This is a genomic window from Oceanobacillus sp. FSL W7-1309 (assembly GCF_038002145.1).
Classification (GTDB): domain Bacteria; phylum Bacillota; class Bacilli; order Bacillales; family Amphibacillaceae; genus Oceanobacillus; species Oceanobacillus profundus.
In genome coordinates, this window is the sequence record NZ_JBBOBX010000001.1 from 1,155,976 (window position 1) to 1,181,255 (window position 25,280).

23 protein-coding genes are annotated in these 25,280 nt (G+C 39.1%); 10 read left to right on the plus strand and 13 right to left on the minus strand.

The window, feature by feature from the left end:
- Nucleotides 1-100: 100 nt before the first annotated feature.
- Nucleotides 101-547: a hypothetical protein gene (locus NST46_RS05280; protein WP_095310437.1), complete on the plus strand. Its 447-nt coding sequence runs from the start codon at nucleotides 101-103 to the stop codon at nucleotides 545-547.
- A complete protein-coding gene (locus tag NST46_RS05285) occupies nucleotides 535-822 on the plus strand; it encodes a YxcD family protein (protein WP_095310420.1) in 288 nt (95 codons plus the stop codon). The genes NST46_RS05280 and NST46_RS05285 overlap by 13 nt, the downstream gene beginning before the upstream one ends.
- Nucleotides 823-928: 106 nt before the next feature.
- On the opposite strand, the gene NST46_RS05290 is transcribed toward NST46_RS05285, so the two are convergent.
- Nucleotides 929-1,636 carry an N-acetylmuramoyl-L-alanine amidase gene (locus NST46_RS05290; protein ID WP_341136853.1) on the minus strand — a complete coding sequence of 236 codons (708 nt, stop codon included), beginning with the start codon at nucleotides 1,634-1,636 and terminating at the stop codon, nucleotides 929-931.
- A 317-nt stretch (nucleotides 1,637-1,953) separates the two neighbouring features.
- Between NST46_RS05290 and NST46_RS05295 the strand changes: the two genes are divergently transcribed.
- From NST46_RS05295 to NST46_RS05305, 3 genes are all read left to right on the plus strand, one after another.
- On the plus strand, nucleotides 1,954-3,354 hold the full coding sequence (locus NST46_RS05295) for a purine-cytosine permease family protein (RefSeq protein ID WP_095310418.1): 1,401 nt from the start codon (nucleotides 1,954-1,956) through the stop codon (nucleotides 3,352-3,354).
- A 281-nt stretch (nucleotides 3,355-3,635) separates the two neighbouring features.
- Nucleotides 3,636-4,178, plus strand: coding sequence for a PadR family transcriptional regulator (locus NST46_RS05300; protein ID WP_341136854.1), 543 nt, complete (start codon nucleotides 3,636-3,638; stop codon nucleotides 4,176-4,178).
- Between the two features lie 14 nt (nucleotides 4,179-4,192).
- Complete coding sequence (locus NST46_RS05305; RefSeq protein WP_303446988.1) at nucleotides 4,193-4,687, plus strand: DUF4188 domain-containing protein; 495 nt, start codon at nucleotides 4,193-4,195, stop codon at nucleotides 4,685-4,687.
- Nucleotides 4,688-4,736: 49 nt separating this feature from the next.
- Here the strand turns inward: NST46_RS05305 and dacB are convergent, their stop codons facing one another.
- Entirely contained in the window at nucleotides 4,737-6,272 is a 1,536-nt protein-coding gene (gene dacB, locus NST46_RS05310) for a D-alanyl-D-alanine carboxypeptidase/D-alanyl-D-alanine endopeptidase (RefSeq protein WP_341137320.1), read from the minus strand.
- Nucleotides 6,273-6,758: 486 nt separating this feature from the next.
- On the opposite strand from dacB, the gene NST46_RS05315 reads away from it, so the two are divergent.
- Nucleotides 6,759-7,415 (plus strand): TerC family protein, encoded by a 657-nt coding sequence (locus NST46_RS05315; RefSeq protein ID WP_095310410.1) that lies wholly within the window; start codon nucleotides 6,759-6,761, stop codon nucleotides 7,413-7,415.
- Nucleotides 7,416-7,489: 74 nt separating this feature from the next.
- Here the strand turns inward: NST46_RS05315 and hprK are convergent, their stop codons facing one another.
- From hprK to NST46_RS05345, 6 genes are all read right to left on the minus strand, one after another.
- Complete coding sequence (gene hprK, locus NST46_RS05320; protein WP_095310407.1) at nucleotides 7,490-8,413, minus strand: HPr(Ser) kinase/phosphatase; 924 nt, start codon at nucleotides 8,411-8,413, stop codon at nucleotides 7,490-7,492.
- A 185-nt stretch (nucleotides 8,414-8,598) separates the two neighbouring features.
- Entirely contained in the window at nucleotides 8,599-8,913 is a 315-nt protein-coding gene (locus NST46_RS05325) for a DMT family transporter (RefSeq protein WP_095310405.1), read from the minus strand.
- On the minus strand, nucleotides 8,913-9,260 hold the full coding sequence (locus NST46_RS05330) for a DMT family transporter (RefSeq protein WP_341136855.1): 348 nt from the start codon (nucleotides 9,258-9,260) through the stop codon (nucleotides 8,913-8,915). Before NST46_RS05330 ends, NST46_RS05325 begins: the two co-directional genes overlap by 1 nt.
- A gap of 72 nt (nucleotides 9,261-9,332) precedes the next feature.
- Entirely contained in the window at nucleotides 9,333-9,911 is a 579-nt protein-coding gene (locus NST46_RS05335; protein ID WP_341136856.1) for a TetR family transcriptional regulator, read from the minus strand.
- 587 nt (nucleotides 9,912-10,498) lie between these two features.
- Nucleotides 10,499-11,719, minus strand: coding sequence for a hemolysin family protein (locus NST46_RS05340; RefSeq protein WP_095310399.1), 1,221 nt, complete (start codon nucleotides 11,717-11,719; stop codon nucleotides 10,499-10,501).
- A gap of 404 nt (nucleotides 11,720-12,123) precedes the next feature.
- Entirely contained in the window at nucleotides 12,124-12,348 is a 225-nt protein-coding gene (locus tag NST46_RS05345; RefSeq protein ID WP_303446992.1) for a dihydrofolate reductase family protein, read from the minus strand.
- A gap of 279 nt (nucleotides 12,349-12,627) precedes the next feature.
- Between NST46_RS05345 and NST46_RS05350 the strand changes: the two genes are divergently transcribed.
- The gene (locus NST46_RS05350) at nucleotides 12,628-13,398 is read left to right on the plus strand and encodes a hypothetical protein (protein WP_341136857.1); all 771 of its coding nucleotides are present in this window, start codon (nucleotides 12,628-12,630) and stop codon (nucleotides 13,396-13,398) included.
- 801 nt (nucleotides 13,399-14,199) lie between these two features.
- Here the strand turns inward: NST46_RS05350 and NST46_RS05355 are convergent.
- Complete coding sequence (locus tag NST46_RS05355) at nucleotides 14,200-17,409, minus strand: DEAD/DEAH box helicase (RefSeq protein WP_341136858.1); 3,210 nt, start codon at nucleotides 17,407-17,409, stop codon at nucleotides 14,200-14,202.
- Nucleotides 17,410-17,733: 324 nt separating this feature from the next.
- On the opposite strand from NST46_RS05355, the gene ahpC reads away from it, so the two are divergent.
- Both ahpC and ahpF read left to right on the plus strand, forming a co-directional pair.
- Nucleotides 17,734-18,303 (plus strand): alkyl hydroperoxide reductase subunit C, encoded by a 570-nt coding sequence (gene ahpC / locus NST46_RS05360; protein WP_095310391.1) that lies wholly within the window; start codon nucleotides 17,734-17,736, stop codon nucleotides 18,301-18,303.
- Between the two features lie 86 nt (nucleotides 18,304-18,389).
- Complete coding sequence (ahpF, locus tag NST46_RS05365) at nucleotides 18,390-19,919, plus strand: alkyl hydroperoxide reductase subunit F (RefSeq protein ID WP_303446997.1); 1,530 nt, start codon at nucleotides 18,390-18,392, stop codon at nucleotides 19,917-19,919.
- Nucleotides 19,920-20,133: 214 nt separating this feature from the next.
- Here ahpF and NST46_RS05370 read toward each other — a convergent pair whose 3' ends face one another.
- Nucleotides 20,134-20,931: an HAD family hydrolase gene (locus tag NST46_RS05370; protein WP_340002525.1), complete on the minus strand. Its 798-nt coding sequence runs from the start codon at nucleotides 20,929-20,931 to the stop codon at nucleotides 20,134-20,136.
- A gap of 132 nt (nucleotides 20,932-21,063) precedes the next feature.
- Entirely contained in the window at nucleotides 21,064-22,398 is a 1,335-nt protein-coding gene (locus NST46_RS05375; protein WP_251660138.1) for a 6-phospho-beta-glucosidase, read from the minus strand.
- Between the two features lie 220 nt (nucleotides 22,399-22,618).
- Between NST46_RS05375 and NST46_RS05380 the strand changes: the two genes are divergently transcribed.
- Nucleotides 22,619-23,344 (plus strand): MurR/RpiR family transcriptional regulator, encoded by a 726-nt coding sequence (locus NST46_RS05380; protein ID WP_340002527.1) that lies wholly within the window; start codon nucleotides 22,619-22,621, stop codon nucleotides 23,342-23,344.
- 50 nt (nucleotides 23,345-23,394) lie between these two features.
- On the opposite strand, the gene NST46_RS05385 is transcribed toward NST46_RS05380, so the two are convergent.
- Nucleotides 23,395-23,619: a hexameric tyrosine-coordinated heme protein gene (locus tag NST46_RS05385; RefSeq protein ID WP_095310383.1), complete on the minus strand. Its 225-nt coding sequence runs from the start codon at nucleotides 23,617-23,619 to the stop codon at nucleotides 23,395-23,397.
- Nucleotides 23,620-23,747: 128 nt separating this feature from the next.
- The gene (locus NST46_RS05390) at nucleotides 23,748-25,175 is read right to left on the minus strand and encodes a 6-phospho-beta-glucosidase (protein ID WP_445321721.1); all 1,428 of its coding nucleotides are present in this window, start codon (nucleotides 25,173-25,175) and stop codon (nucleotides 23,748-23,750) included.
- Between the last annotated feature and the right edge of the window lie 105 nt (nucleotides 25,176-25,280).

Consider the following 25,280-nt stretch of genomic DNA (forward strand, 5'->3'; position numbering starts at 1 on the left):
AGGCGTTCAGATAACTTATCTGGATGCCTTTTAAAATCGTGCAATACAATAAATTATAGTATAATAGACTATGATACAATTTATGAAGGAGATTAAAGAAATGAAGAAGATTTTAACAGCTTTGATTACCGCAACACTTCTATTTTCACCAATTGGAAATATTATTTTTCAAGATCACACCATTACGGTTGAAGCAAAATCCTATAAATCTGGAAAGAAAGGCTTCAATTTCAATTCAAACAAAAGCAACACAAACAACAATAACTCTCTTTTTCAAAACAATAAGAACAACAATAGTAAATCAACAACGAATACAAATAAAAGCGGTGGATTGATGTCAGGCGGTCTTATGAAAGGGCTCATGCTAGGAGGTCTTGCTGGGCTGCTATTTGGTGGTTTATTAGGAAACTTAGGCATGCTCGGTTCTTTAGTAGGACTAGCTGTAAACATTCTAGCAATTGTTATTCTCTTTGCGATTGTCCGTAAAATTTTCACCTTCTTCACGAAGAAGAAAAAGGATGAGGATGCAAATCCATGGAGAAGCTAATTCTTTCAGAGCAGGATATTATTAATGCCATTTGTGTGTATACCGCTCGCAAAAAGCAAGTTGAGCCAGATGAAGTGGAAGTAGAGCTGATGTATGACGATGATACTGGCTTCTCTGCTGAAGCATTCGCCGGCGGTCGTAAGCAAGTTTTGGTTACAGGAAATATTATCGAAGCGTTACGACTATGGCTTGATGAATTTTTAAATGAGGACCCATTTGCTGGCATTAAGCTCGAATTAGATGATGAAGCTGGGATTATTGCAAGAATTCGATAGAATGAAAGACGATGGAGTAATATCCATCGTCTTTTTCGATTGGTAGAACATCTACCTCGGAGCTTGGTAGTATTATTAAACTTGCTGACCGAACCTGATCCAAATCCTAATATCCTATTCTACCCCAATCAAATAGTGAACCAGGATCATTTTTTCGATCTGGAGCATATTCATCGTGACCGATAACATGCTCCCTATCCCTTTTGACCTCTGGGTATCGTTCATGAATGATATGTAGTAAGCTTTTTAGCGACTCATATTGTGCATCTGTATATCCGATAAAAGAATTGTCAAGCGCATCGTATGTATCTTCTGTAATAAAGGTGGACATTTCTTCCTTCGTTCCAATAGCCAGCAGCTCAATTCCAATCGAATAGGCATTCAATTTATTTTCATACGCTGGAAAATGCGACAAGCTCCCTGAACCTGCATGATAAGCAATACGATCCTCTTGTACAAACTTGTAAATTACTCCTTCCCGATCTATCACATAATGCGCGGAAACACCATAATCCATAAAAATCTTATGGATATCCTCTACCTGATATGGAGTGTGCGGCTTTTCTGTAACGTTACTACTAAAATGAAGCATCACATGGCTAATTGGTGTTGAACGCGTTTCCGAGTTTTCTAGCGGAAGCAGGTAATCTTTTATTTCTAATTCACCATAAGATATATCCGCCATGCCAGCATCCATTTCCTCGTCTTTCGCTACAGCCTTCTCCCTTTTTTCCCACAGGTAAAAAACAGATAAGATGAGAAGCAAGATTGCCCCAGTGACTACGACAATAACTTTTAAATTTGTATGAATCATCTCCGTCTAGCGCTCCCCTTTAGTAGTTATTTAAACTCAGAAAATAATTATGAATAGTCTCTTTTTCCCATATACTAATATAGCACATTTTAACTAATTTCCGTTTATCGACACATTCCTTTTGAATAAGCAAGTTTTTTTATATAAAAGAACGTATTTTAATGTGATTTTTCTGTTCCAACCCATGATACGTTCGGAAATTTTGCTTTTCCACTCAAAAAATGTTATAATTTTATTTAGGTGCTTTTTTGTAAATGGCCTTCATTCTACGAATACACATTGTGAATAAATTCACAAAAAGATAGGAGATGATATGTATGAGATCTGTTAACACTACAGATCACAAAGTCGAGGATAATAATAGTGATGACTACTCATTAGACCGGGTACCTCGTGAGAAAAGAAATATGGGATGGTTAAGTATTACGAATATTACATTTGGAATTGCAACCGCAATCTTCTACTTCCAAATGGGAAGTGTCATGGCACTGCAATTTGGTGCAGTTAACGCAATTATATCAGCAATTTACGCAATCATTGTCGCTGGAATTTTGGGAACGTTTATCGCTTATTTATCTGCTAAATCAGGAATGAACGTGAATTTATTATCCAGAGGTGGTGGGTTTGGCTATATTGGCGCCTCTTTGACCTCATTTATTTACGCCACTAATTTTATTATGTACTGCGCGCTAGAAGGCATGATTTTAGTCGCTGCAGTCCACTATTTTATGCCTGCTGTCCCAGAGTGGGTATTAATCGTAGTCTTTGGTTCCATTGTTATCCCCTTAAACTGGTTTGGAATCAAGCAATTAGATAAGCTACAAAAATGGTCACTGCCAATCTTCTTTATTTTTCTTGCAGCAGCAATTGTAATGGCTACACGTACACCTTCCTTGTACGAAGGAACCTTCTGGTCTTATATGCCTGAGGGCGTTCAAGTTGGTGGAACAGCATTATTACTATGTATCGGTATGCAACACGGTATTATGGGACTAACCCCATTACTAGCGTCCGACTATGCACGTTTCTTAAAACCAAAAGATATGAAACTCGGAATATTTGCCATCGGATTTATCCCTCAGATTTTCTGTTTTGGAGTAATGGGCGGACTTGGAATCTGGTTTGGTGTTCGTCTAGGTGAACCTAACCCAGGTGTTTATATCGTATTGCTACTCGGAATTTGGGGTGCTTTATTCACGATTCTTACACAAGTACGAATTAACATTACGAACATATATAGTGGATCCTTGTCGCTTTCGAATTTCTTCGAAAACATTTTCAAATTTACGCCAGGTCGCCGTTTCTGGGTTGTTGTAACCGGGGTTGCTTCTATGGTATTAATGCTTGTAGGCATTGTGAATCACTTAGAAGTAGTAATGACCTTCCAAGGGGTATTCCTCTTAACTTGGGCTGCTATTTTAGTTACAGATGCCGTTGTTGTGAAGCGCATCTTGAAAATTGGACCAGGCTATTACGAGGCAAGACAAGAGAACTTGCATAAATGGAATCCAGTAGGTGTGTGGTCATTAGTCATTGCTAGTGGATTAGGAACAATTGCTGCCTTAGGATTCTTAGGTACATTCCTGCAAAGCACTGCTGCATTCTTTGCTGCAATTCTTGCCGCCATCCTTACTGTAGTAATTGCAATTGCTACAAAAGGGCGCTACTACATTAAACAAGAGAATACTAATGTCGATCGACAAGATTATATCGCGTAACTTATTAAACCCTTCATTGCATACGCAGTGAAGGGTTTTTTATGACTTTGTTGCCTATCACATTTTTCGTAGCAGTGTCCAAATAGTCCTTGTCGTACCATTGTCGAAGTCCAGCACTTTTGATATAAACTTCAGCATTTAAATCCAACCGGGCAGATAGCACACATGGTATGAGGGGCCCTTCTTCACAAGTTAATTTTCAGAAAATTAACTTGTGCTTTTCTTCCGTTTATTATATCATATATCTAAAAGATATATATCACTTAGATAGGATGAACCCATTGAAAAAATACAATCACACAACGTACACCATTCTTGGCATACTAACAACCGAGTGTAGATCCGGCTATTCCATCAAACAGTTCATTGATCGAAGCCTGCATCATTTCTGGAAAATCAGTTATGGACAGATTTACCCAACATTAAAAGTCATTGTCGAGGAGGGGTTAGCAACCGTTCAAACCACTACACAGGAGGGTAAACCCGATCGATACGAATATTTCCTAACCGAGAAAGGGAAACATGTCTTAACCGATTGGCTGGAAAAGCCAATCGAAGAGGTCCCCGTGGAACGAAATGAAGTCTTGCTGAAGTTATTTTTTGGACGCCATCAATTGAAGGAACATACATTACATCTGCTGGAAAATTACCAGAATCAATTAGAAGAACGTTATCTGCTTTATAAAAGTATTGAAGAAAACATTTCTACTACTGGTCAAGGACACCAGGATGCACAGTATTGGTTGTTCACCTTAGACTACGGAAAACGAATCACACGTGCTTCAATTGACTGGTGTGAATCTACTATTAACAAAATTTCATAGAGGGAGGTTTTATGATGGCTCAACATATTTACGAAGGTAGTTATACAACAGAAAATAGTGATACCATTGTTGTTTTCTTAATCGGTATGCGAATTAATAAGCGGCTCGCTGTAAAAAAGTGGCTTCCCGTATTTAATGCTATGCCAGGAATGATAAAGGAGCTCTATACAAACAAAGAGAAACTTGGTTTTTTATCAATGGAAAGCTACTTCGGTCTCCGAACGACAGTGATGATTCAATACTGGCGTTCAACTGAAGATTTACTTGCGTATGCAAAAGGAGAAAAACACCTGAAGGCATGGAGAAATTTCAACAAGAAGGTTAGAAACAACGAAGCGGTCGGGATTTATCATGAAACCTATGAAGTAAAAGTAGCGAATTATGAATCCATTTACCGAAACATGCCAGTCTATGGACTTGGCAAGGCCATGAAGCATATTCCGATTACCCCGGAACACCTTTCTGCCAAGCAACGGTTGAACAGAGATCTAAAAGCAACTAATGGATAAAAGTAGGAAGGCTGTTCCGCTCATGATGAGTGGAACAGCCTTTTATAAGTTATTCCTGAAATTCATGTCCAGCAAGCATTGTTGCAATCTCATTTTCGATCGCTTGTATATTTCCACTTGAACCTAAATAGTTGTTTATAAGGATGGAGAAAATCAGTTTCTCACCGTCCAGACTTGTGACATAACCAGATAAGGTAGAAACACCCGTTATTGAGCCAGTTTTTGCAGTAACGTTTCCTTTCGCAGGTTCTGTCGTCATTCGATTGCGCAATGTCCCGCCAACGAGCCTTTCCGTCACCCCAGCAACTGGAAGGGATTGCTGAAATGCCGGGAACCAGTCTTTATTCTGTGCCTCGAACAGAAGCTGTGTTAAATCATTGGATGGGATGAGATTTTTATGCGACATTCCGGAACCATCACGGAGTAGGATTGTATCTTGATTCACGCCAAGCTCCATTACAACATCCTCTATCACCTCAAGTCCCTTATCCCAGCTGCCCTCACTATGAACAACTTTGCCCATTTCCTTCGTTAAAACTTCGCCATGACCATTGTTACTTAATTTCATAAATGGAATGAGCAATTCAGAAAGCGGCATGGAATCCTTGGAGACAAGAACCTGTGCATGCTCAGGAGCCGATTCGAATGCTTCCTCAGATCTACCTACAAATTTGATTCCTTGTTCTTCTAACGCTTTTCGGAACACGGATAAAGCATACCCCGCCGGCTCCCATACCGATGCCCATGAACGTGATAACGTTCCACCTACAGGCATGTCCCCTTCCACAATAATTCGATTTGATCCATGTTCACGTTCAATCGAAATTTTCTTTGTTTCTCCTGCTGGAACCATCTTTGTCCGATTCACGATCTTTACATAATCTGTTTCTGGACTAACATTCACGAGTGCCTTCCCTTCCGCTTTCTTGGCAGGAGTAACTTCGACAATCACTGTACCCGCATCGTAATCTTCATTCGGGGAAAGTGTTAAAGCAGAGACTTGTGCGCCCGTGTAAAAAGGTTCATCCGACCAATTTAGGTCTTGTGAAAGCCGAACATCATCATACCACGTGTCATCAGCAATTAGTCTCCCCTTAATATTACGAATCCCCTGTGCTTTTAGATCCTTAGCAAATTGATCAAGATCAGCTTTTAATAGCGTCGGGTCTCCTTTCCCTTTCAAATACAGATTCCCAAGTAGAACTTCTCCCCGTTGCCTGCCATCGGTTAGCACTTCGGTCCGGAATCGATAATCTGCTCCAAGCGTTTCCAATGCCGCTGCTGCAGTAAGTAGCTTCATGTTGGATGCCGGATGGAGGCGGATATTTCCATTCTCGGCAAATAAGATTTCCCCAGTCGCAGCATGTCTCACCGTGACTCCCGTAATCCCCCCATCCAGACGTTCATTCGCTAGAATTACTTCCATCTTTTCTGCTATAGACATATCTTCTGAAAATGCCATTTCTGTTCGCTCATCGGATGCTTGTATAAACAGAGGCTCGTCCTGATTTACCAATGGAATAATAGCAACAATAGCAATCAAAAGGAAAAGCAATGATCTTTTTACAAAGGTTTTTGACTTCATCAATTCACCCACACCCTTTATTTTAGAATATTTTAATTATACAGTAAAAAGATCTATAGAATAGCTTTCTTTTACAAAAAGGCGACTTAATCCCTGGAAAAGTAATAAAACAGGTCTACAAGCCTAGTCCGCCTTATAACTAGTATCTCTTAGAATAGCATTATAAATAACAGTTCTTTAAGTGCTTTTTTTCTCATAAAGATAATGATGAGGTGGTGTGAGCATGCCGGTCGGAGAGTTTCTTTGGATTTTGATGAATTAGCTGCGGTGGGCGGCTTATTTTGAGCTTTGGTGCGTTAGCGGCGCGGGAGGATGGCTTATTTTAGATTTTGGTGCGTTAACGGTGCGGGAGGGTGTTTTATTTTGGACTTTGGTGCGTTAACGGCGTGGGATGGTGGCTTATTTTGGATTTTAGTGCGTTAGCGGCACGGGATGGCGTGCTATTTCTAAGCTTCTGGACAAGCCGACGCAGAGGGGGAATCATATTTGGAGCTACTGGAACCAATGTTAAAAATTTTGATCATTAATATTTTACTGAGCGGTGATAATGCGATCGTTATTGCGATGGCAAGCAGGAATCTGCCAGAGCATTTACAAAAAAGAGCTATTAGATGGGGGACATTCGGTGCAATTGCATTACGTATATTATTTGTCTTTTTAATGATCAACCTACTGCAATTACCCTTTATTCAGTTAATTGGCGGCATTATGCTTTTAATCGTGGCCTACAAATTATTAGTAGACAAGCATGAAAACGATAATGTAAAAAGTGGTGAATCATTAAGAGAGGCTGTAACAATCATAATCTTTGCAGACGTTATTATGAGCTTGGATAATGTACTAGCTGTTGCTGCGGTTGCCGATAGTGACTTAATCCTTGTTATAGCAGGTATTATCCTCAGTATCCCGATAATTCTAACCGCAAGTGAATTTATCCTAAAGCTGATACAAAAATATCCGGTTATCATTTATCTGGGTGCCGCACTCTTAGCCTGGACAGCAGGCGAAATGATGTTAAAGGAAGAACGTGTTATCCATTTCTTTGAACTGCATGGTCTGTCAGAACTTCTCCTCTTAATCGCGATTACGATACTCACACTGATAATCGGTGGACTTAGGCGAAAACAGAATTTAATCACGTAGATAAAAAACACAGGAACCAATCCATGGATCCTGTGTTTTTGCACTGCTCAAAGCTTTCAATAATATAATATTTCTTAACGATTATTCCCATTATCGTTTTCAATCCGGTTCATAAAATCCTCTGCAGCACTGTAGCCTTGCTGCTTTAAATACCAATTATTTGCCGCTGCTTCGATTAATCCAGCGACATCACGTCCTGGCTGCAGCTGAATTTGAATATGCGGAATTGGCACACCCATATAATCGGTAAATCTTGTTTCCAATTCGAGCTCATTATTTAGCGCATTTTCTTTCCATCTCGTTAGCTCGATATCTAAAGCAATCCTTGTTTCTTCTTGAAAAGATTTTCTTCCGTACACACGAACAACATTTAATAAACCTACACTTCTTAACGCCAGGAATTCTTTGTTATTCTCATCATGCGTACCCAGGATTGTCTTATGGCTTAGCTTTTTCAAAACAACAATATCATCTGCAACCAGGCGATGACCTCTACCAATAAGTGTATGTGCTGTTTCGCTTTTTCCAACACCGGATTCCCCGCGGAGTAAAATTCCAATCCCAAATACATTTAGGCAAACACCATGCAAGGCCATTTCTGGAGCCAAGGACTTGGTCAAGTATGCATCCATTTTGGCAATGAAATCTGTCGTAGATTCCTTTGTCCGCAATAATGGAATCTTTTCTTTCGTGCAATACTGTTTTAAATAAGTAAGCCCACCCTGTCCAGCAGTAACAATAAAACATGGAGGATGGTAGTTAACCACATTCCCGATCCGCAATTGCCGCTCTGAATCACTTAGCTGGTGTAAATATGTAATCTCCTTCTGGCCGAGGATTTGAACACGTTCCATTGGAAAAAAATCGAAATAACCGATAAATTCCAGACCTGGACGGTGGGTCCGTAACCTTGTAATTGACCGATTCAATTCATTTTCTCCAGCCAGTACCTCCAATGAAAACTCACGCACTAATTGCTCAACCATAATTGATTTCATTCGCTTACACCTCCATCTTCAAAAGTATTCTTTCTTAATTATACTGTAAAATGGAAATAGCTGCGAAAGAATATACTTCATTAAATGTGTATTTATGAAATTGATTTGATGGAGCAGCTTTTGAAGCAGGTGATGGCCCCCCTTAATGAATAAAGAGAGGCACATAGCTAGTAGTTTCATTCCGATTATGACAAAGCTTTTAAGCCGGTAACACCAATTACAATAGCAAGTAAGCTTATAATTCGTGGTATGCTTTTCGACTCTCCAAAAAACAGCATATTTAATAAAACAGCTCCAGCAGTTCCAATTCCTATAAAAACAGAGTAGGCAACACTCACAAGTAAATACTCAAAAGATGCATATAACAGGATAAAGCTCATTCCTAATCCACCTAAATAAATAAAGCCATTTCGGAACCGCTTCTTTTCACTATATAATCGCAAGCCCAACACACCAATCATCTCAAATACAGATGCTCCAGCTATCAATAACCAGCCCATTAGTTAACTTCCCCTCTCTCTTCTGTAGTTGACGGGTTATCAAACAATTTCAATCCAATAACACCCACAACAAGTAATGTCATAAAAGCAATTTTTCCGATGCTGAGACTTCCACCAAATAAATAAACATCCATCAGCGCAGTTCCTACTGTTCCAGCAGCAGCGAAAATCGCATATACAGTTCCGGTTGGAAGTCCTTCACACGCTTTGGATAAGAAGTGCAAATCTAATAAAATAGCTGAGATTATAAGCATCCAATGCCACCATTCTGAAGCTGTATTAAAGCCATAAATCCAAATTAATTCAAACAAGCTTGTTAGCACGACATAAATCCATGCTTTATTCATCGTAAAACCCCCAACATATAATGAATGACTGTCAGTCATTATCAGCCGTAAAGACCTCTGAATTTGAGGTCTTCATAGTTTTTTGTACAGTGCATGCTTCATAAATTCTAATACTTCTCGTTTCTTCTTAACAGCTTCTTCTTTACTTAGCTGATCATATAAATAAACTTGCTCTGCTGCAGATTCTATTAAACCAATTACTAGCTTTACACTTGGCTCAATAGATAAATCCTCTCGCAGGAATTTTTTTGCCTTTGCCTGTTTAAAAAAAGCACCCATCCACTCGTAGTATGGTTGATAAATCTTTTCCCACTGCTGTAAATACTCACTAGAAGCGAGACCCGCATATACCATGGCGAATATGGAACGATAGGACTTCGTAATATCAAAAACAACATCAACAACCTGTTCAAGCTGTTTATCAAATGGATGTGTTTCATTTACACGCTCCTTCATTTCCTCCATCATTTTTTCTACCATAACTTCCGCTATTGCAGGCATAACCGAAAGCTTTGAGGAAAAGTATAAATAAAACGTCCCTTGCGCAATTCCCGCACCTTTTACAATATCGGATACTTTTGTTTTCTCAATCCCCTTTTCCTGAAAGACATCAATTGCAGCATGTATAATCTTTTCTTTTTTATTATCCACGTAAAAACCTCCTTACATGAAATACTACAAAAAATAAAATGACTGACTATCAGTCATTTTATCGCATATACATATATTTGTCAAAGCTGCAGAAATTAAAGGCTTTCCACAGTTCAATTTCAATTCATACTGTTGTTTGATTTACTGCATTTAGAATAGCTGTTTAAGATGGTAAAGTTAGGAACTAAAGCGCAAGTGCCCGGTTAGTGACGTGCAGACTGCGCCCCGAACTGTGGGGGGAGGCGACTTGTCGGACATTCCTACGAAAGACATAAAGGAAACGCGCCCCTTCAAGGGCGACGTTAGGCTTTAGCTAAGGTTTAGTCGGCTATCCTTTACCTATAGCCGATACCCGATTTCACCTGCGACTAAGCCTCATGAAAATTCTTGACGCACCCCTTTAAAATACACATCTAGCTGTTCGGGACAGTCTTGCATTGCTATTGGAATTTCATCCTGTATCACGCTCTTTATTCTATCTCGTTCGACAAACAAGATAGAATAACCCCCTTCATCTGACCTAATCTAACTGATAGCATCCCGTCACCCCACCAACAAACTTACATAAAGCTACCTATACAAATTCATTATTTAATAATTTGAACATACTTAATCGCTCTGTTTTCAATTTCCAAAATTTTAAACGTAAGATTTTCTCTTTCAATTACGTCGCCTTCAATCGGAAAATCGTTGAATTCCTTCAGTAAATAGCCGGCAAGTACATCCTCTTCCTCCGGTATGTCTGTTTCAAAAATGACATTTAATCGATACAATGGAATTTTACCATCACAGATAATTTCTGTTTCCGTTAATTTTTCTACAAGTGCATTGTTTTCCAAATCCATTTCATCTTCAATTTCCAAACCGATCATTGCTTCAATAATATCCTCGTGTGTTAAAATCCCTTCGGTACCACCGTATTCATCCAGCACAATTGCGATATGCTTTTTTTCCTTTGTCATTTTGCGAAAAACCCACTCAATCGAGTGGAATTCATAAACAACCAGTGGCTCTAAATCACTATAATGCTGCAAGGACATCTCAGGTTCTGTCGACCATGATAACAGGTATTTCGAATGAAAAACACCAACTATCGTATCAATATCCCCTTCATAAACAGGATACCTTGTATAGGGGTTCTCGATTGCAACATCTCTTACCTCGTCATAGGTTGCCGTATTCGGTAATGCCACAATTTCCATTCTTGGTGTACTCAGTACATCTTTTACATTTAAATTATAAAAATCAAGAACCCCTTTTATTCGGTGGGATTCGTCCCGCTGAAACATTCCCTCAGAGTCGGCAATATCAACCATTGCTCGTAATTCCTCTTTTGAGAAGGAGGCATCATTGACTTCTCCTTTTGATAGTACCCTCGTAATAAATCCTGTCATTGCATTAAGTACAATTGTTACTGGCTTTAAGACGAATATAACAACCTGAATGATTGGAAACACCATGCTGGAGATACGATCTGGAAAGGCTGCAGCAATGGACTTTGGAAGCACCTCTGAAAATATAATAATGGTAACCGTCAATATTGCTGTAGCAATTGCCACATCGAAGCCATATTGAATAGCAAGCGTCGTTACCAGCGTTGGCAAAACGATATTCGCAATATTATTTCCAATTAAAATCGATGTAATAAACTCACTCGGCTTAGAAACCAAATGTAAAAGCTTCTCTGCCTTTGTATCCCCGTTTGCCGCCCTTGTTTGCAGCTTCATTTTATTGGTTGCTGTAAGCGCTGTTTCACTTCCCGAAAAGAAAAATGAGACAAATAATAAAAAGATGATCGCAATGATCACTAGTTAATTCCTCCTTGTATCAGTCGAATGCCATTTTGCATAAGCCTTTAATAAATAATAGGTAATTTTATCGTATCCGATTTACAACAAAATATAAAGGATAATGATGTTGGGCTGGATTACTTCCTCTTGTTTAGGAAAACTATTTGAACAGGTATGTATTATAACCTTTAAAATTATTTCTCAAATCTATCGTAAAATTAAAAAACGATAAAAAAGAGCTGATCACTTAACGAAACCACCAAATTCGTTTCATACATCCCCTCCACTCTCTTTTGCTGATAATTCCCATCTGATTCATGTGATTCTATCCCCAAGCACAAAACGGAAGACACGCTAGTATAAGAGATTATACTTCAGATGGATACATCAAAACCTTCAATCACTTGCTTGATCCTCAAGTATTATTTGCTCTGTTCCAATCCGATCAAATAAACGAATGCTCTGCCAAGTAAAACAGGAGCTACATGAAGGTGCAGTTCATCAAGTAGCTTCGCTTTCATACCATGTTGCGCAATATTAGCGGTTCCAACACTAACATTTTTCCCTATTGCAGCTTTTTTGGCTTGCTGTACAGCTGCGATAAAACCATCTAATGACATCGAAATATCAAGATTTACTTTTCTCATCAAATAAGCACCTTTCCTCATAATTCAGTCTTTCTTAAATGCTTTTTGTAATTATCCACTTCCTTCGCTCGAAACTTCAATATATATATGCTGTTACTGCTTGAATTTTGTTTCTATTGAACGATTTGTAGCCACTCTTCTCATGGGCTCAAACAATACGTGAAACAATTTTCTCATAATTTTTAAAAATAATTGTTGTAATTCCCTACTTTATATATACAATTAAATTATAGCATGACAAAATCTTCCAACGGAATTATAAAAAGAGGGAAAATACCGGTGAATCAGAAATTATTAAAACCTTTTGTTATTCTTATTTGTCTTTGCGTAGCAATACCTCCTTTCAGCTTAGCAAGTGCTGAGTCTCGAAATGAAGAACTTAATGAAGACGAGGAAATCGCAATTGACGACGAATTATCTGAAGATGAAGAAATCGAACTAGATGAAGGGCTGTATGATGGTGAGGAAGTAGTTCTTGACGAATTTATTGACCCAATTGTATTGTATTACGAGGATTTTGAAAGTGAAGAAGAATTAGATGCAAAAGTAACGGAACTTCTTAATGATGAGTCAGTATCAGGAGTTCAGGTTATATCTAAAGCAGAAGACAGTATGATAGGCCCACGAGCTGTTCGATTACCAGGAAAATGGTATACACACGGTGCAGGAAGAATAAAATACTATAAATTGAGTGATTCATATGGGCCTATAATCAATAGCGTTGCTAGTGATCCAGGAGTAACGATGAAACTTAGTTATAATAAGAAGCATTCGGCTACTTATTCTGGTGACTTCAGCTTAAATTCAACGATTGTTTCTTTGACCGTTGGCTTTAACGTTACATCTTCTTATTCTGTTTCTTACTCTGGGTCTTATCAAGTACCTACTAATGCTAACAATAGAACAGTAAAAAGAGCTACAGTTAGTCCGAAATTGATATATCAAAGACGTTCCTATACCGTTGTAAGTCCAAAGTATCCAAAAGGAAAAACGGGAACAGCTAAAAAGCCTATCGGCATCTATTACCAAAAGAAATTAACTTATAAATAATAATTTAAAGACTGCCTGTATGGCAGTTTTTATTTTGGATAAAAATAAAGGTGTTCTCTCCCCTACTCTATTTTATTTTCTAATTGTCCGCAATATTACTTAGGATATTTATAATTAAGAGTTATTTGTCTAATTTAGAGTCTATTGATTTTTGAATTTCGGATTTTTGTTCTTCTGATAATCATCGAAATGATTTGATTAGTTCTGATTCTTGATTGTCTTTAGGCATATAACTACCTTCACTAATTAAACTTGATTCTACTAAAAGCATTCCAAGTCCATAAATTGCTATCGTTACTACGATTGAAGTAAATCCTATTGCCCCTACCCTTTCAACCTCACTGTATACTTCTCTTTTCCCAAGTAAAATTATTATTGTTGCAAATAAAGAAAATAATTTTGAACTGTCTGCTATAAATATTACATGCTTACTTAGTTTTTTATTTTTATGTTGAACAGTCTAATTAGTGTTTCGTATATTGTACTGCAAATCGATCCGCATTGATTATTATTGCTTAAATAGACTTGAATTAGTGATGATATTGCCAGCTTTTGATTATTTATACTAAAATGGATAGTAAGGATAAAACCTTTAATATCAAGGGTTTTAGCTGCTTTCACTCTATTTGTTTCCTATCAAATCTTCTCAAAAGGAACGTATGATATCCACTTGACCGGACAAGGCGACAATGTTCAGTCACCATATCCTACCCAATTATCTTGAAAAACCAATTACTTTTAAGACAAAATTACTTGTCTTTATTAAATAGTACTTAAGCAAAGCACTGAACACATCCAAACTCACAACATCAAAATCTCCCGAATATCTTCCTCTGTAAGAGATGTCACAGACTTATTTTGTGGATCAATCATTTCTTCAATGAGACTCCTTTTTTGCTCCTGCAGCTCATTCATTTTTTCCTCAACCGTACCTTTTGCGACGAGCTTGATAACCTGCACCTCATGCTCCTGTCCAATCCGATGTGCACGGTCTGCAGCTTGCTCTTCCACAGCTGGATTCCACCATAAATCGTAGAGGATAACGGTATCTGCACCTGTTAGATTAAGCCCTGTCCCACCTGCTTTTAAGGAAATCAGGAATAGATTACGTTCTCCTTGGTTAAATCGATTCACACGTTCTATTCGTTCTGCAGATGGTGTCTGACCATCAAGGTAAAAGTAGTCTACACCCTGTTTCGTAAGCTCTCGTCCGATAAGCGCAAGCATTTTCGTAAACTGGGAAAAAATAAGTACCCTTCTGCCTGCAAGCCTGGACTCCTCTAACAACTGTTTTAGCTTTTCAAATTTAGCTGATTTCCCTTCATAACCTTCAACAAATAAATCGGGGTGGCAGCAAATCTGGCGCAGTCGCGTTAAGCCCGCTAAAATACGAATCCGGTTCTTTCGTATCGTGTCTTTATCCAAATGCTTCAATGTTTCGTGACGCAGTTTTGCTAGATAAGCACCATATAGCTTCTTCTGCTCCGGCAACAATTCTACTGTTTCGATCCATTCCACTTTCTCCGGCAGCTCTGTGAGCACATCCTCTTTTACCCGACGGAGGAGAAACGGACGTATTCGGCGGGCAATTTGTTTTCGATTCAGGTTGCTGTATTCCTTTAGACTACGGAATAATTCTGGAAAAACAACATGGAAAATTGACCACAGTTCTTCTAATGCATTTTCGATTGGTGTACCAGTTAGTGCAAAACGATAATCCGCCTGCAGCTTCTTCACCGCTCTAGCAGTTTGGGTCATCGGGTTCTTAAATGCTTGAGCCTCATCGAAAAACACCGTATGAAAGGTTTGACTCTTAAACCACTGGACCTCACTCCGTAATAGCGGGTAAGAAGCAATGACAACATCACTATCCATCACCCAATTTTTTATTTTCTGACGTTCTTCCTTCGTTCCATCAAGAATTGTCGCTTGGATGTTTGGCGTAAATTTTTCTATTTCATTCAGCCAGTTATACGTTAACGATGCAGGACACAAAATTAAAACAGGGACATTCTTCTTCCGAATAACAGCAAGCTCTGACTGAATAAACGTAATGCTTTGCAATGTTTTCCCAAGTCCCATATCATCTGCAAGAATCCCGCCAAATCCGAAGCTTGCCAATGTCTTCATCCATTGAAAACCGATTCGTTGATAATCTCGTAGCACATGCTGCACATTTTCCGGTACCGGAAATTTATCTAAAACCGGATTTTCAATCTGCTGTAAAAATGTTCGGAATGACGCTTCAAGTGAAAACACAGTATCTGCTGTAGTATCAAGCAAGCGGAGTCCTTGGATAATCGGAAATTGGATACCTTTTTCCAAATCTTCCTCTTCTTGTATTGGTACAGCATGTAAGAAACGCTGAATCTCTTTAAACTCTCTCGTTTCAAGCGATAAAAGCGCCCCATCTCGCAAGCGATAATATTTTCGCTTTTCTTCCAAAGCAACTAAAATCTCCCTAATATCCTTCTCAGGAAATCCTTCCATCTCAAACTTAAATTCCAGCCAGTTGACCCGGTCCTTTTTAGCCTTCACTTTTATCCTTGGGGGAACCGGTGCCTTCATCACTCGAAGTCGAATAGCCGTTGTGGCGTACACGTTTACAAGCTTTTGCAGCTTTGGAAGAATATAATGTAAAAATTCATATTCTAGCTCTTCGTTATGGAGGAAGTAACCACCGTCTGTCGTAGCAAACTGACCTGCTTCCATCAGCTCCAAAATCTCATTTTCCTTTTCTACATCCCGAACAACAAACGAGCCGTCACGGAGTCCATCTTTATCTAATGGATTGAGCACATTATTTTCATACTGGAACTCGAGACTAGCAAGCAAACGATTTTTCAATCTGTCTAAATATAACTTTGCCGTTAATGGTGTTTTTACTAAGTGATTGCTAATATCTCCAGACAAATGGACCGTTCCGATTTTCTTCAATCCTGGTGCTACCTTTTCGACAATAAAACCTGCTTGATGCTCTGGGATAGGGATTTGATTTGTTCCAGCTGTATCCAGCATACGCTTTAAGTTTGTGAGTGATTGATAAGCATCTCTTCCTAACGGTGTCAATTTGCCAGATACAAATACATTCCGATAGGCGTGGAGCAATGTTAAACGTTCCATTCCTTTCACGGTTAATGTATAGTCTTGCTGGTCTGCTGGTGCAAAATCAAACTGCAATGGCAGCATAGCTTTTGAAAGATGGATTCCCTTAAAGCTTTTTCCTTGAACCATAATCGTCACATCTGATATATCTTGCAGCAACGTTACTAACCGTTCCCATGCAGAAGGCGGAAGAGGTAAGACATCCTTACCAATCGGCTTATTCTCATAATTCCAGGTTGTATCTGACTCTTCCTTTTCATCACGAATCACTTGGTAAAGCTCCTGCAAAACGGCGTCCATGTCAGGCATAAAGCAATGCATTTCCGGGTCAAACGTGAACATTTGCGATAGAGTAAACGGCTGTCCTTTTCTTATCCGCTGCAAAAAAGCTCGAATATCACGTACCGTTGATGAGCCAACCCGAACTTCCATGCCAAACAGCTGCTGATCTTCATTCAAGTTGATAAGCTTGCACGTGAAATGGAGCGGAAGGACTTCCCGATTTTCAAAATGCCGTTGGTGTGCGCTTGAACGGATGGAATGGTTATCAAAAATTTTCACAAGGTCATCTGCCAGCGCTTGATTTTCTCGACTTTCGAATGCCTTTCCTGGCGCAGTTCCTTTTCGCTGTTCATGTTGAATAGCAAGCAAAACAGCTGCAACATGCTGACAATCCTTCGTATACGATGCTAAAGACGGACAGCTGCATGTGGCTTTCAATGTTTGATGATCCGCTTGTTCAACCGTCACATAAAAATCTTCTGCCCCCGTAACAATTGCTTCGCACCTCTCATGCGTATAGGTTTTCAACGTAACTTTATTCGATCGATAAAAAGAGTCTCCCTTTTTATAGGAGACCATTCCGCACATATCTTCAATTATTTGGTTGGTTACTTTCTTATTCACCCGTCTCGCCCGTTTCTATTCATTGTTATTTTGATTGTAACACAAGTACACAGTAGGAATGTAATAAAGTAATAAAAATGAAGTTATTACAACAGCTCTTTTTATAGCAAACTCACATAATGATCTATGCTATAATTACAGTACTTCTTTGCATTTGTGAATAATTTCGCAAATAACTTGGATAACGATTGACAAAGTGTTTTTTCTATACAATAATAAGTGCTGCATAAGAATTATTATAGTTATCCGACAACACCAATATTTATCGTTATAAAATGGAGCTATGTGATTCTAAGTATTTTTAAAAACAGGAGGAACATATACATGTCTCTAATCGGAAAAGAAATACAGCCATTTAAAGCATCAGCATACAATAGCGGTAACGGAGAATTTATCGAAATTACCGATGAAAATATGAAAGGCGGGTGGAGTGTTGTTTGCTTCTATCCAGCGGACTTTACTTTCGTTTGCCCAACAGAGCTTGAAGACCTGCAAAACCACTACGCAGAATTGAAAAAATTAGGTGTTGAAGTATATTCTGTATCAACTGACACACATTTCACACATAAAGCATGGCACGATCATTCAGATGCAATCAGCAAACTTGAATACATTATGATCGGTGACCCTTCACAAAAAATCTCCCGCGGCTTTGATGTACTAGATGAAGAAGCAGGTCTTGCACAACGTGGTACATTCATCATTGATCCAGATGGTGTTGTACAAGCAGCAGAAATTAACGCTGACGGTATCGGCCGTGACGCCAGCACACTTGTTGGAAAAATTAAAGCAGCACAATACGTACGTAACAATCCTGGTGAAGTTTGCCCAGCTAAATGGGAAGAGGGTTCTGAAACACTTAAACCAAGCCTTGATCTTGTAGGAAAAATATAATAGGTAGTTTAAAAATCTGGTGAAAAGGACAGTCTTTCGGTCCTTTTCATCCTCTTTTTGAACATTTAATATAAGGAGTAGAGTCAATGTTACTAGATGCGGATATTAAAGCACAATTAGCGCAGTACCTTCAAATGATGGAGGGCGACGTACTTCTCAAAGTTAGCACTGGATCGGATGATATCTCCCGTGACATGCTGACGTTGGTAGAAGAGTTAGCTGCAATGTCATCGAAAATTAAAATTGAACACACCTTGTTAGAAAGAACACCGAGCTTTAGTGTCAACCGTATTGGTGAAGATACCGGTATCACGTTTGCTGGTATCCCGCTCGGACATGAGTTCACTTCCTTAGTGCTCGCACTACTTCAAGTAAGTGGAAGAGCTCCAAAAATTGATGAAAAAGCGATCGAACAAATCAAAAATATAAATAATGATTATCACTTTGAATCTTACATTAGCCTGACCTGTCAAAATTGTCCAGAAGTTGTCCAAGCATTGAACGTGATGAGTGTATTAAACCCACGCATCTCCCATACAATGATTGATGGTGCAGCTAATAAAGAAGAAGTTGAAGCGAAAAACATCATGGCAGTACCTACTGTGTACTTAAACGGGGAAGAATTTGGCGGTGGCCGGATGACTGTGGAAGAAATCCTTGCTAAGCTAGGAAGCGGTCCAGACGCATCAGAATTCGCTGATAAAGACCCATATGATGTACTTGTTGTCGGTGGTGGACCAGGTGGAGCAAGTGCAGCAATTTATGCAGCACGTAAAGGTATCCGAACGGGTATTGTTGCAGAGCGCTTCGGTGGCCAGATTTTGGACACAGCAAGCATCGAAAACTTCATCAGTGTAAACCGTACTGAAGGGCCTAGACTCGCTGCAAACCTGGAAGAGCATGTTAAAGATTACAATATCGATGTCATGAACTTACAGCGTGCAGCACGTTTAGAAAAGAAAGACATGATTGAAATCGAGCTGGCAAACGGCGCTGTTCTGAAGAGTAAATCCGTTATCCTTGCAACAGGAGCTCGCTGGCGTAATATTGGCGTTCCTGGCGAAGCTGAATTCAAGAATAAAGGGGTAGCATACTGCCCGCACTGTGATGGTCCACTATTTGAAGGAAAAGATGTAGCTGTTATCGGTGGCGGTAACTCCGGTGTGGAAGCAGCCATTGACCTTGCTGGAATCGTGAATCACGTGACAGTGCTTGAATATGCATCAGAACTAAAAGCTGATTCAGTGCTTCAAGATCGCCTCCATAGCCTGCCAAATGTCACGGTGGTTAAAAATGCGCAAACAAAAGAAATTACTGGAACAGACAACGTAAACGGTATTACATATGTTGAACGTGAGACAGGTGAAGAAAGGCATATTGAACTATCCGGTGTATTCGTTCAAATCGGGCTTGTACCTAACACAGACTGGTTGGGCGACGCCGTTGAACGTAATAAATTTGGTGAAATCGTAATTGATGCTCGCGGCGCTACAAACGTCCCAGGCGTATTTGCTGCTGGTGATTGTACAACAGAACCATTTAAGCAAATTATTATTTCCATGGGATCAGCTGCAACAGCATCGTTAAGTGCTTTTGATTATCTTGTTAGAAATTAATTTGGATTTGTGTTTGTATGCTGGAACGCACGCATCCTAACCAAATAACTACCTAATAAAAGTCACTTTGCTACTTGATAGCAAAGTGACTTTTTCTTATAAGATCACTCAAAACTTACATCAGGTCAACACCATATTTCATTTGATCATTAAGAAACGTTCCACCCATATCTACAGCTATTAGCTTGATCGCCATATCCGTTAACGCACTCCCTTATTGTAAAGCTAACAGTTGAATGATTGTTTTCATGACAGCGTCTTCTTCATTCGAGCGAGTTATAAAATTAGAACCGTCTTTTAATTCCTGGACTGCGTTTCGAACAGCAAAACTAAACGTTGCGCGTTTCATAAGCTCTAAATCATTGTAACCATCGCCGAAAGCCATTGTTTCATCTGGATCTACACCAAGTATTTGCTGTAAATGCTCTACGGTAGTCCCTTTATGAACATTAGCATTCGCAATATCGATCCAGGCTGCTTCAGAAGCAACAATATATGCCGATTCAAAAAACGGAGAAAGTTTCTCCCTCGTCTCAAAACAATTCAGCGCTGGATCATGAATCGTTATTTTAACAAAGTCATCCTTTATTTCAGTAAAATCAGCAACCTGCCTAACCTGAGCATACGAACCTCTGACAATTGCAGCTTCTTCCAGTGGGATGTTCTGCTTGACTACTGCACCGTCTCTTGTACATGCAATAACTGTATGTTCTAGGCTTATTTCCTCAAGCAAGCGAATAATTTCCAGACCCAATTTATTGCTTAGCAGTGATTCATAGACAAATTCTCCGTTATGCTTGATTCGAGTTGCACTATCCCCTAGAATCCATAAATCCTTTGCATCATCACCAAATAATTCTTCTACACGTTCACATTGTTTACCAGTAACGGGAGCGAAAACAACACCTTTTTCTTGCATCATTTTTCTTACATCCTGATATAGCTCCCTGTTAAAATCGCCGCTATTATTCAAGAACGTCCCATCCATATCTGTTAATACTAATTTAATCATATGACTTCCCTCCTTGACTATTAATCCGAATAGATAACAGTTTAACGTGACAAAGCAATACAGATTTCAGCTGAAATCTGTATTGCTAGAACCCTTGTCAATGCTGGCACTTACTCAGGTGCCAACACCAGCTTATTGTACTACTCTCTCTTTTTGAAAAAATTGAGGAAGGTGTTCTTTATGCGCCTCCATCATTTCGTCTACAATTTGTTTCGCAATTGCGTCACTTGGTGTTAATGGGTTAATCGCTAAAGCAAGTACTGCTTTATTATAATCGCCTTCTACAGCTGCTTCTGCTGCGATACGTTCAAATGACTTAATTTGCTGGACAAGACCTCGGGCAGCAATGGGTAGATCTCCTATCGCTAATGGAATTGGACCATCCTTTGTAATAACACAGCTGATTTCAACTGCTGATTCATCTGGAATACTAGCAATTGCACCACGATTCATCGTATTTACTGGTTGAATGTCACGCTTGTCGTTATAAATAGATGTAATCAAGCGAACGGCTGCATCCGAATAATACGCTCCACCACGTTCTTCTAATTGAGGTGGTTTGATATTAAGGTTTTCATCTTTATACAGCTCGAACAATTCTTGCTCCAACTGTTGAACAACCTCAGCACGAGTACCCTCTTCCCTAGAGCTTTCCATCGCTTTATCGAGCATCTCCTTCGATTTGTAGTAGTACATATGGTATGGACATGTCAACGCATCCAACGATTGAATAAACTCAGGCTCCCATCCCATTCCATCTATATTCTTAACGAAGCTGCTATTTTCTGGATCAGACAATTTTTTGATAACTTCTTCCTTTACACTTTCTCCATCCACATAGACATCTAACCCATAAACCATGTGATTTAGCCCGGCAAAGTCAATTCGGATTCGCGAATGATCGACATCTAATAATTTGGCAACGCCCATTTCCATTCCGATCGGCACATTACACAATCCAACAACCTTTTTGATGTTCGAGTAGCGCAACACGGCTTCTGTTACCATACCTGCAGGATTCGTAAAGTTGATTAACCATGCATCTGGACATAACACTTCCATATCCTTACAAATATCCAGAATAACAGGGATCGTACGTAACCCTTTAAACAAACCACCAGGTCCATTCGTCTCCTGTCCAAGCACACCATATTTCAATGGAATGCTTTCATCTTTTGCACGAGCATCTAGTAATCCTACACGAAATTGCGTTGTTACAAAATCAGCATCCTTTAACGCTGCTCTTCGATCTAGTGTTAGATGAACATCAATTGGAAGACCTGCTTTTTCAATCATCCTTTTCGCTAAGTTTCCTACGATTTCTAACTTTTCCTTTCCTGCTTCAATATCAACTAACCATAACTCTTTAACCGGGAATTCATCATATCGTTTGATAAATCCTTCTACTAATTCTGGGGTATAACTCGATCCCCCACCAATCGTTGCAATTTTAATACCTTTTGTCATACACTTTGCACCTCCAGGTAATGTAGCAATCCAATATAAGTACTTATATATCAATTGTAGCTACATTTCCTAGAGCCGTATATAAACTCTGAGCATCTAGTTCGGATTGACGTCAGAAGTCATTTGTTTCATAAATGTAACGACATGTAACTTATTACATGTTAAGATGAAAGTGTATAGTCTTTAACAAATTATCTCTTAAAAAGGAGAATCCCCTCAAATGTTTACACAGGACATAATTGCTTCATTTAATGAGTTAGAAACTTCTTTATACAATTATATTAGTCAAAACGCTGATAAGGTCGCATATATGCGAATCCGCGAGCTGGCAGACGAGACCCATGTATCCACAGCTACGATTTTACGTTTTTGCAGAAAGATAAATTGTGAGGGTTTCTCAGAATTTAAAGTAAAGCTTAAAATGCATTTAGAAGGAAATAAAAAGACAGTACTAAAAGGCTCCCAGCATTCTGTTATGGAGTTTTTTGAGCGAACGTTAAAAGGGGATATAGAGGAGAATATAAGGGAAGCTGCAAATCTAGTTGTCCAAGCAGATAGTGTTATTTTCATTGGAATTGGAAGCTCCGGTATTCTTGCTGAGTATGGAGCAAGATATTTCTCAAGCCTAGGCAAATTTTCAATGTATATTAAAGATCCTCACTTTCCCATTCACTCCAAGTTACGTTATAACAGTGTAACAATTGCATTATCTGTCTCAGGAGAAAATAGTTTCACTGTTACACATTTGAACCAGCTTAAACAAGAAGATAGCAAGATTATTAGTATTACAAATCATAAGCACTCAACCATTGCAAAAATATCAGATATAAATATCCCCTACTATGTAACCGAGGAATGGTATGAAGGTGCCAACATAACGACGCAAGTGCCTGTAATTTATATTCTAGAATCAATGGCCCGTGAAATGTATAAATTAAATAGATAAGGACTCTGCCAACACGAAATTTGCTGGCAGAATCCCGCTATTCTTTTTGTTTACTTCCAATAGTTATTTGCAGCTGCCACCGTTTGAAAATGAATCGCAATAACCTCCGACACCATGATGAGGCTATCCGCATCCCTCGCATACTTTTTCCGCAACTTTTTTCTAACTTCTGCTGAAGGCTGTGTATACACAACACCCTCCCTCGCTAATTTTATCGCCAACTCATATCCTTTTTGCGGTGTTGGCGTTTTTAAGCTTTTTAGCCAGTCACTCATTCGTAATCCTCCCTTAGGTTTATACCATAATCTATAAAAGGGAGGGCGGATATATTCGAGAAATTGGCGGGTTTTTTAAACAAAATGAAAAAAGGACAGGTTTCCCCATCCCTTGTCTTACAAATCACTTATAATGCTTCACCATTTGATGCAATCACACTTTTATACCAATCAAAGCTTTTCTTTTTCGTACGCTTTAATGTTCCATTTCCTCCATTGTCTCGGTCAACATAAATATAGCCGTAACGCTTTTTCATTTCCCCAGTGGATGCACTAACGATATCAATTGGACCCCAGCTTGTATAGCCAATGATGTCGACTCCATCCTCTATTGCTTGACCCATTTCAGCAATATGCTGTTTCAAATAATCAATTCGGTAGTCATCGTTGATTATACCGTCAGCATTTATTTCATCATTTGCACCGAGACCATTTTCTACAACGAATAGTGGCTTTTGATAACGATCATATAATTGGTTTGCTGTAATGCGGAACCCTTTTGGATCAATTGTCCAGCCCCATTCGGATGTTTCTAAATATGGGTTTGTAACAGAGCCAAATACGTTTCCACTTGTTTTATCCTTTAAAATCTCCGGATCGGTACTAGTCGTTCTGCTGGCATAATAACTGAATCCAATATAGTCAACTGTATGATTCTTCAACAGTTCTGCGTCTTCGTCTTCCATTTCTATTGTTAGATTGTTGTCTTTAAAGAAGCGTTTCGCATAGCCTGGATATTCTCCTCGTGACTGAACATCAATGAAGAAGAATGATTCACGGTCCTTTTCCATCGCCTTGTAAATATCATCCGGATTACATGTATACGGATACGTCTGTCCAGCAGCTAGCATACAGCCAATTTTTGCATCTGGGATAATCTCATGGCATGCTTTTACAGCACGTGCACTTGCAATGAGCTGATGGTGTGCTGCCTGATATTTAATTTGTGTTTCATTTTCCCCTTCTTTAAAGACAAGTCCAGCACCAACAAACGGCATATGCAACAGCATATTAATCTCATTGAATGTCATCCAGTATTTTACTTTGTCCTTATATCTCGTGAAGATTGTTTTTGCATATGTTTCAAAAAAGCCTACAAGCTCTCTGCTTTTCCAGCTGCCATATGCTTCAACTAAGTGAACTGGCACATCAAAGTGGGCCATTGTAACGACCGGTTCAATTTTATGTTTTAATAACTCATCGAATAAATCATCATAAAATTGCAATCCAGCCTCATTTGGTGTTTCATCATTACCGTTCGGAAAAATACGTGCCCAGGAAATGGATACACGCAATGCTTTAAAGCCCATTTCGGCAAATAATGCAATATCCTCTTTATAATGATGGTAGAAGTCAATAGCCTTATGTGATGGATAAAATTCATTTTCATCTGGTGTGAATGAATCTATCTTTCCAATTGCAATCTGCCAGCGTTTTTCTCCGGTTGGCATTAAATCTACTGTCGTTAGACCTTTCCCGCCTTCTAAATACGCACCCTCTACTTGATTGGCAGCTAAAGCGCCACCCCATAAGAATCCTTCTGGAAATATTGACATGTTAAGTCTCCTTTTCATATCTATTATTTTAGAAAACTTGGCATTCGCAAGCCTTTGGGCGAATGACTTAGTTGCACTTATGCAGACAAGAAAGTTTTATACTTT

What these genes read in the sequence shown, in the direction of transcription:
- NST46_RS05280 (WP_095310437.1), top strand. Translation starts at nt 101, where the DNA reads ATGAAGAAGATTTTAACAGCTTTGATTACCGCAACACTTCTATTTTCA.
- NST46_RS05285 (WP_095310420.1), top strand. Translation starts at nt 535, where the DNA reads ATGGAGAAGCTAATTCTTTCAGAGCAGGATATTATTAATGCCATTTGT.
- NST46_RS05290 (WP_341136853.1), bottom strand. Translation starts at nt 1,636, where the DNA reads ATGATTCATACAAATTTAAAAGTTATTGTCGTAGTCACTGGGGCAATC.
- NST46_RS05295 (WP_095310418.1), top strand. Translation starts at nt 1,954, where the DNA reads ATGAGATCTGTTAACACTACAGATCACAAAGTCGAGGATAATAATAGT.
- NST46_RS05305 (WP_303446988.1), top strand. Translation starts at nt 4,193, where the DNA reads ATGGCTCAACATATTTACGAAGGTAGTTATACAACAGAAAATAGTGAT.
- dacB (WP_341137320.1), bottom strand. Translation starts at nt 6,272, where the DNA reads ATGAAGTCAAAAACCTTTGTAAAAAGATCATTGCTTTTCCTTTTGATT.
- hprK (WP_095310407.1), bottom strand. Translation starts at nt 8,413, where the DNA reads ATGAAATCAATTATGGTTGAGCAATTAGTGCGTGAGTTTTCATTGGAG.
- NST46_RS05325 (WP_095310405.1), bottom strand. Translation starts at nt 8,913, where the DNA reads ATGGGCTGGTTATTGATAGCTGGAGCATCTGTATTTGAGATGATTGGT.
- NST46_RS05330 (WP_341136855.1), bottom strand. Translation starts at nt 9,260, where the DNA reads ATGAATAAAGCATGGATTTATGTCGTGCTAACAAGCTTGTTTGAATTA.
- NST46_RS05345 (WP_303446992.1), bottom strand. Translation starts at nt 12,348, where the DNA reads ATGAGAAAAGTAAATCTTGATATTTCGATGTCATTAGATGGTTTTATC.
- ahpC (WP_095310391.1), top strand. Translation starts at nt 17,734, where the DNA reads ATGTCTCTAATCGGAAAAGAAATACAGCCATTTAAAGCATCAGCATAC.
- ahpF (WP_303446997.1), top strand. Translation starts at nt 18,390, where the DNA reads ATGTTACTAGATGCGGATATTAAAGCACAATTAGCGCAGTACCTTCAA.
- NST46_RS05370 (WP_340002525.1), bottom strand. Translation starts at nt 20,931, where the DNA reads ATGATTAAATTAGTATTAACAGATATGGATGGGACGTTCTTGAATAAT.
- NST46_RS05375 (WP_251660138.1), bottom strand. Translation starts at nt 22,398, where the DNA reads ATGACAAAAGGTATTAAAATTGCAACGATTGGTGGGGGATCGAGTTAT.
- NST46_RS05380 (WP_340002527.1), top strand. Translation starts at nt 22,619, where the DNA reads ATGTTTACACAGGACATAATTGCTTCATTTAATGAGTTAGAAACTTCT.
- NST46_RS05385 (WP_095310383.1), bottom strand. Translation starts at nt 23,619, where the DNA reads ATGAGTGACTGGCTAAAAAGCTTAAAAACGCCAACACCGCAAAAAGGA.
- NST46_RS05390 (WP_445321721.1), bottom strand. Translation starts at nt 25,175, where the DNA reads ATGTCAATATTTCCAGAAGGATTCTTATGGGGTGGCGCTTTAGCTGCC.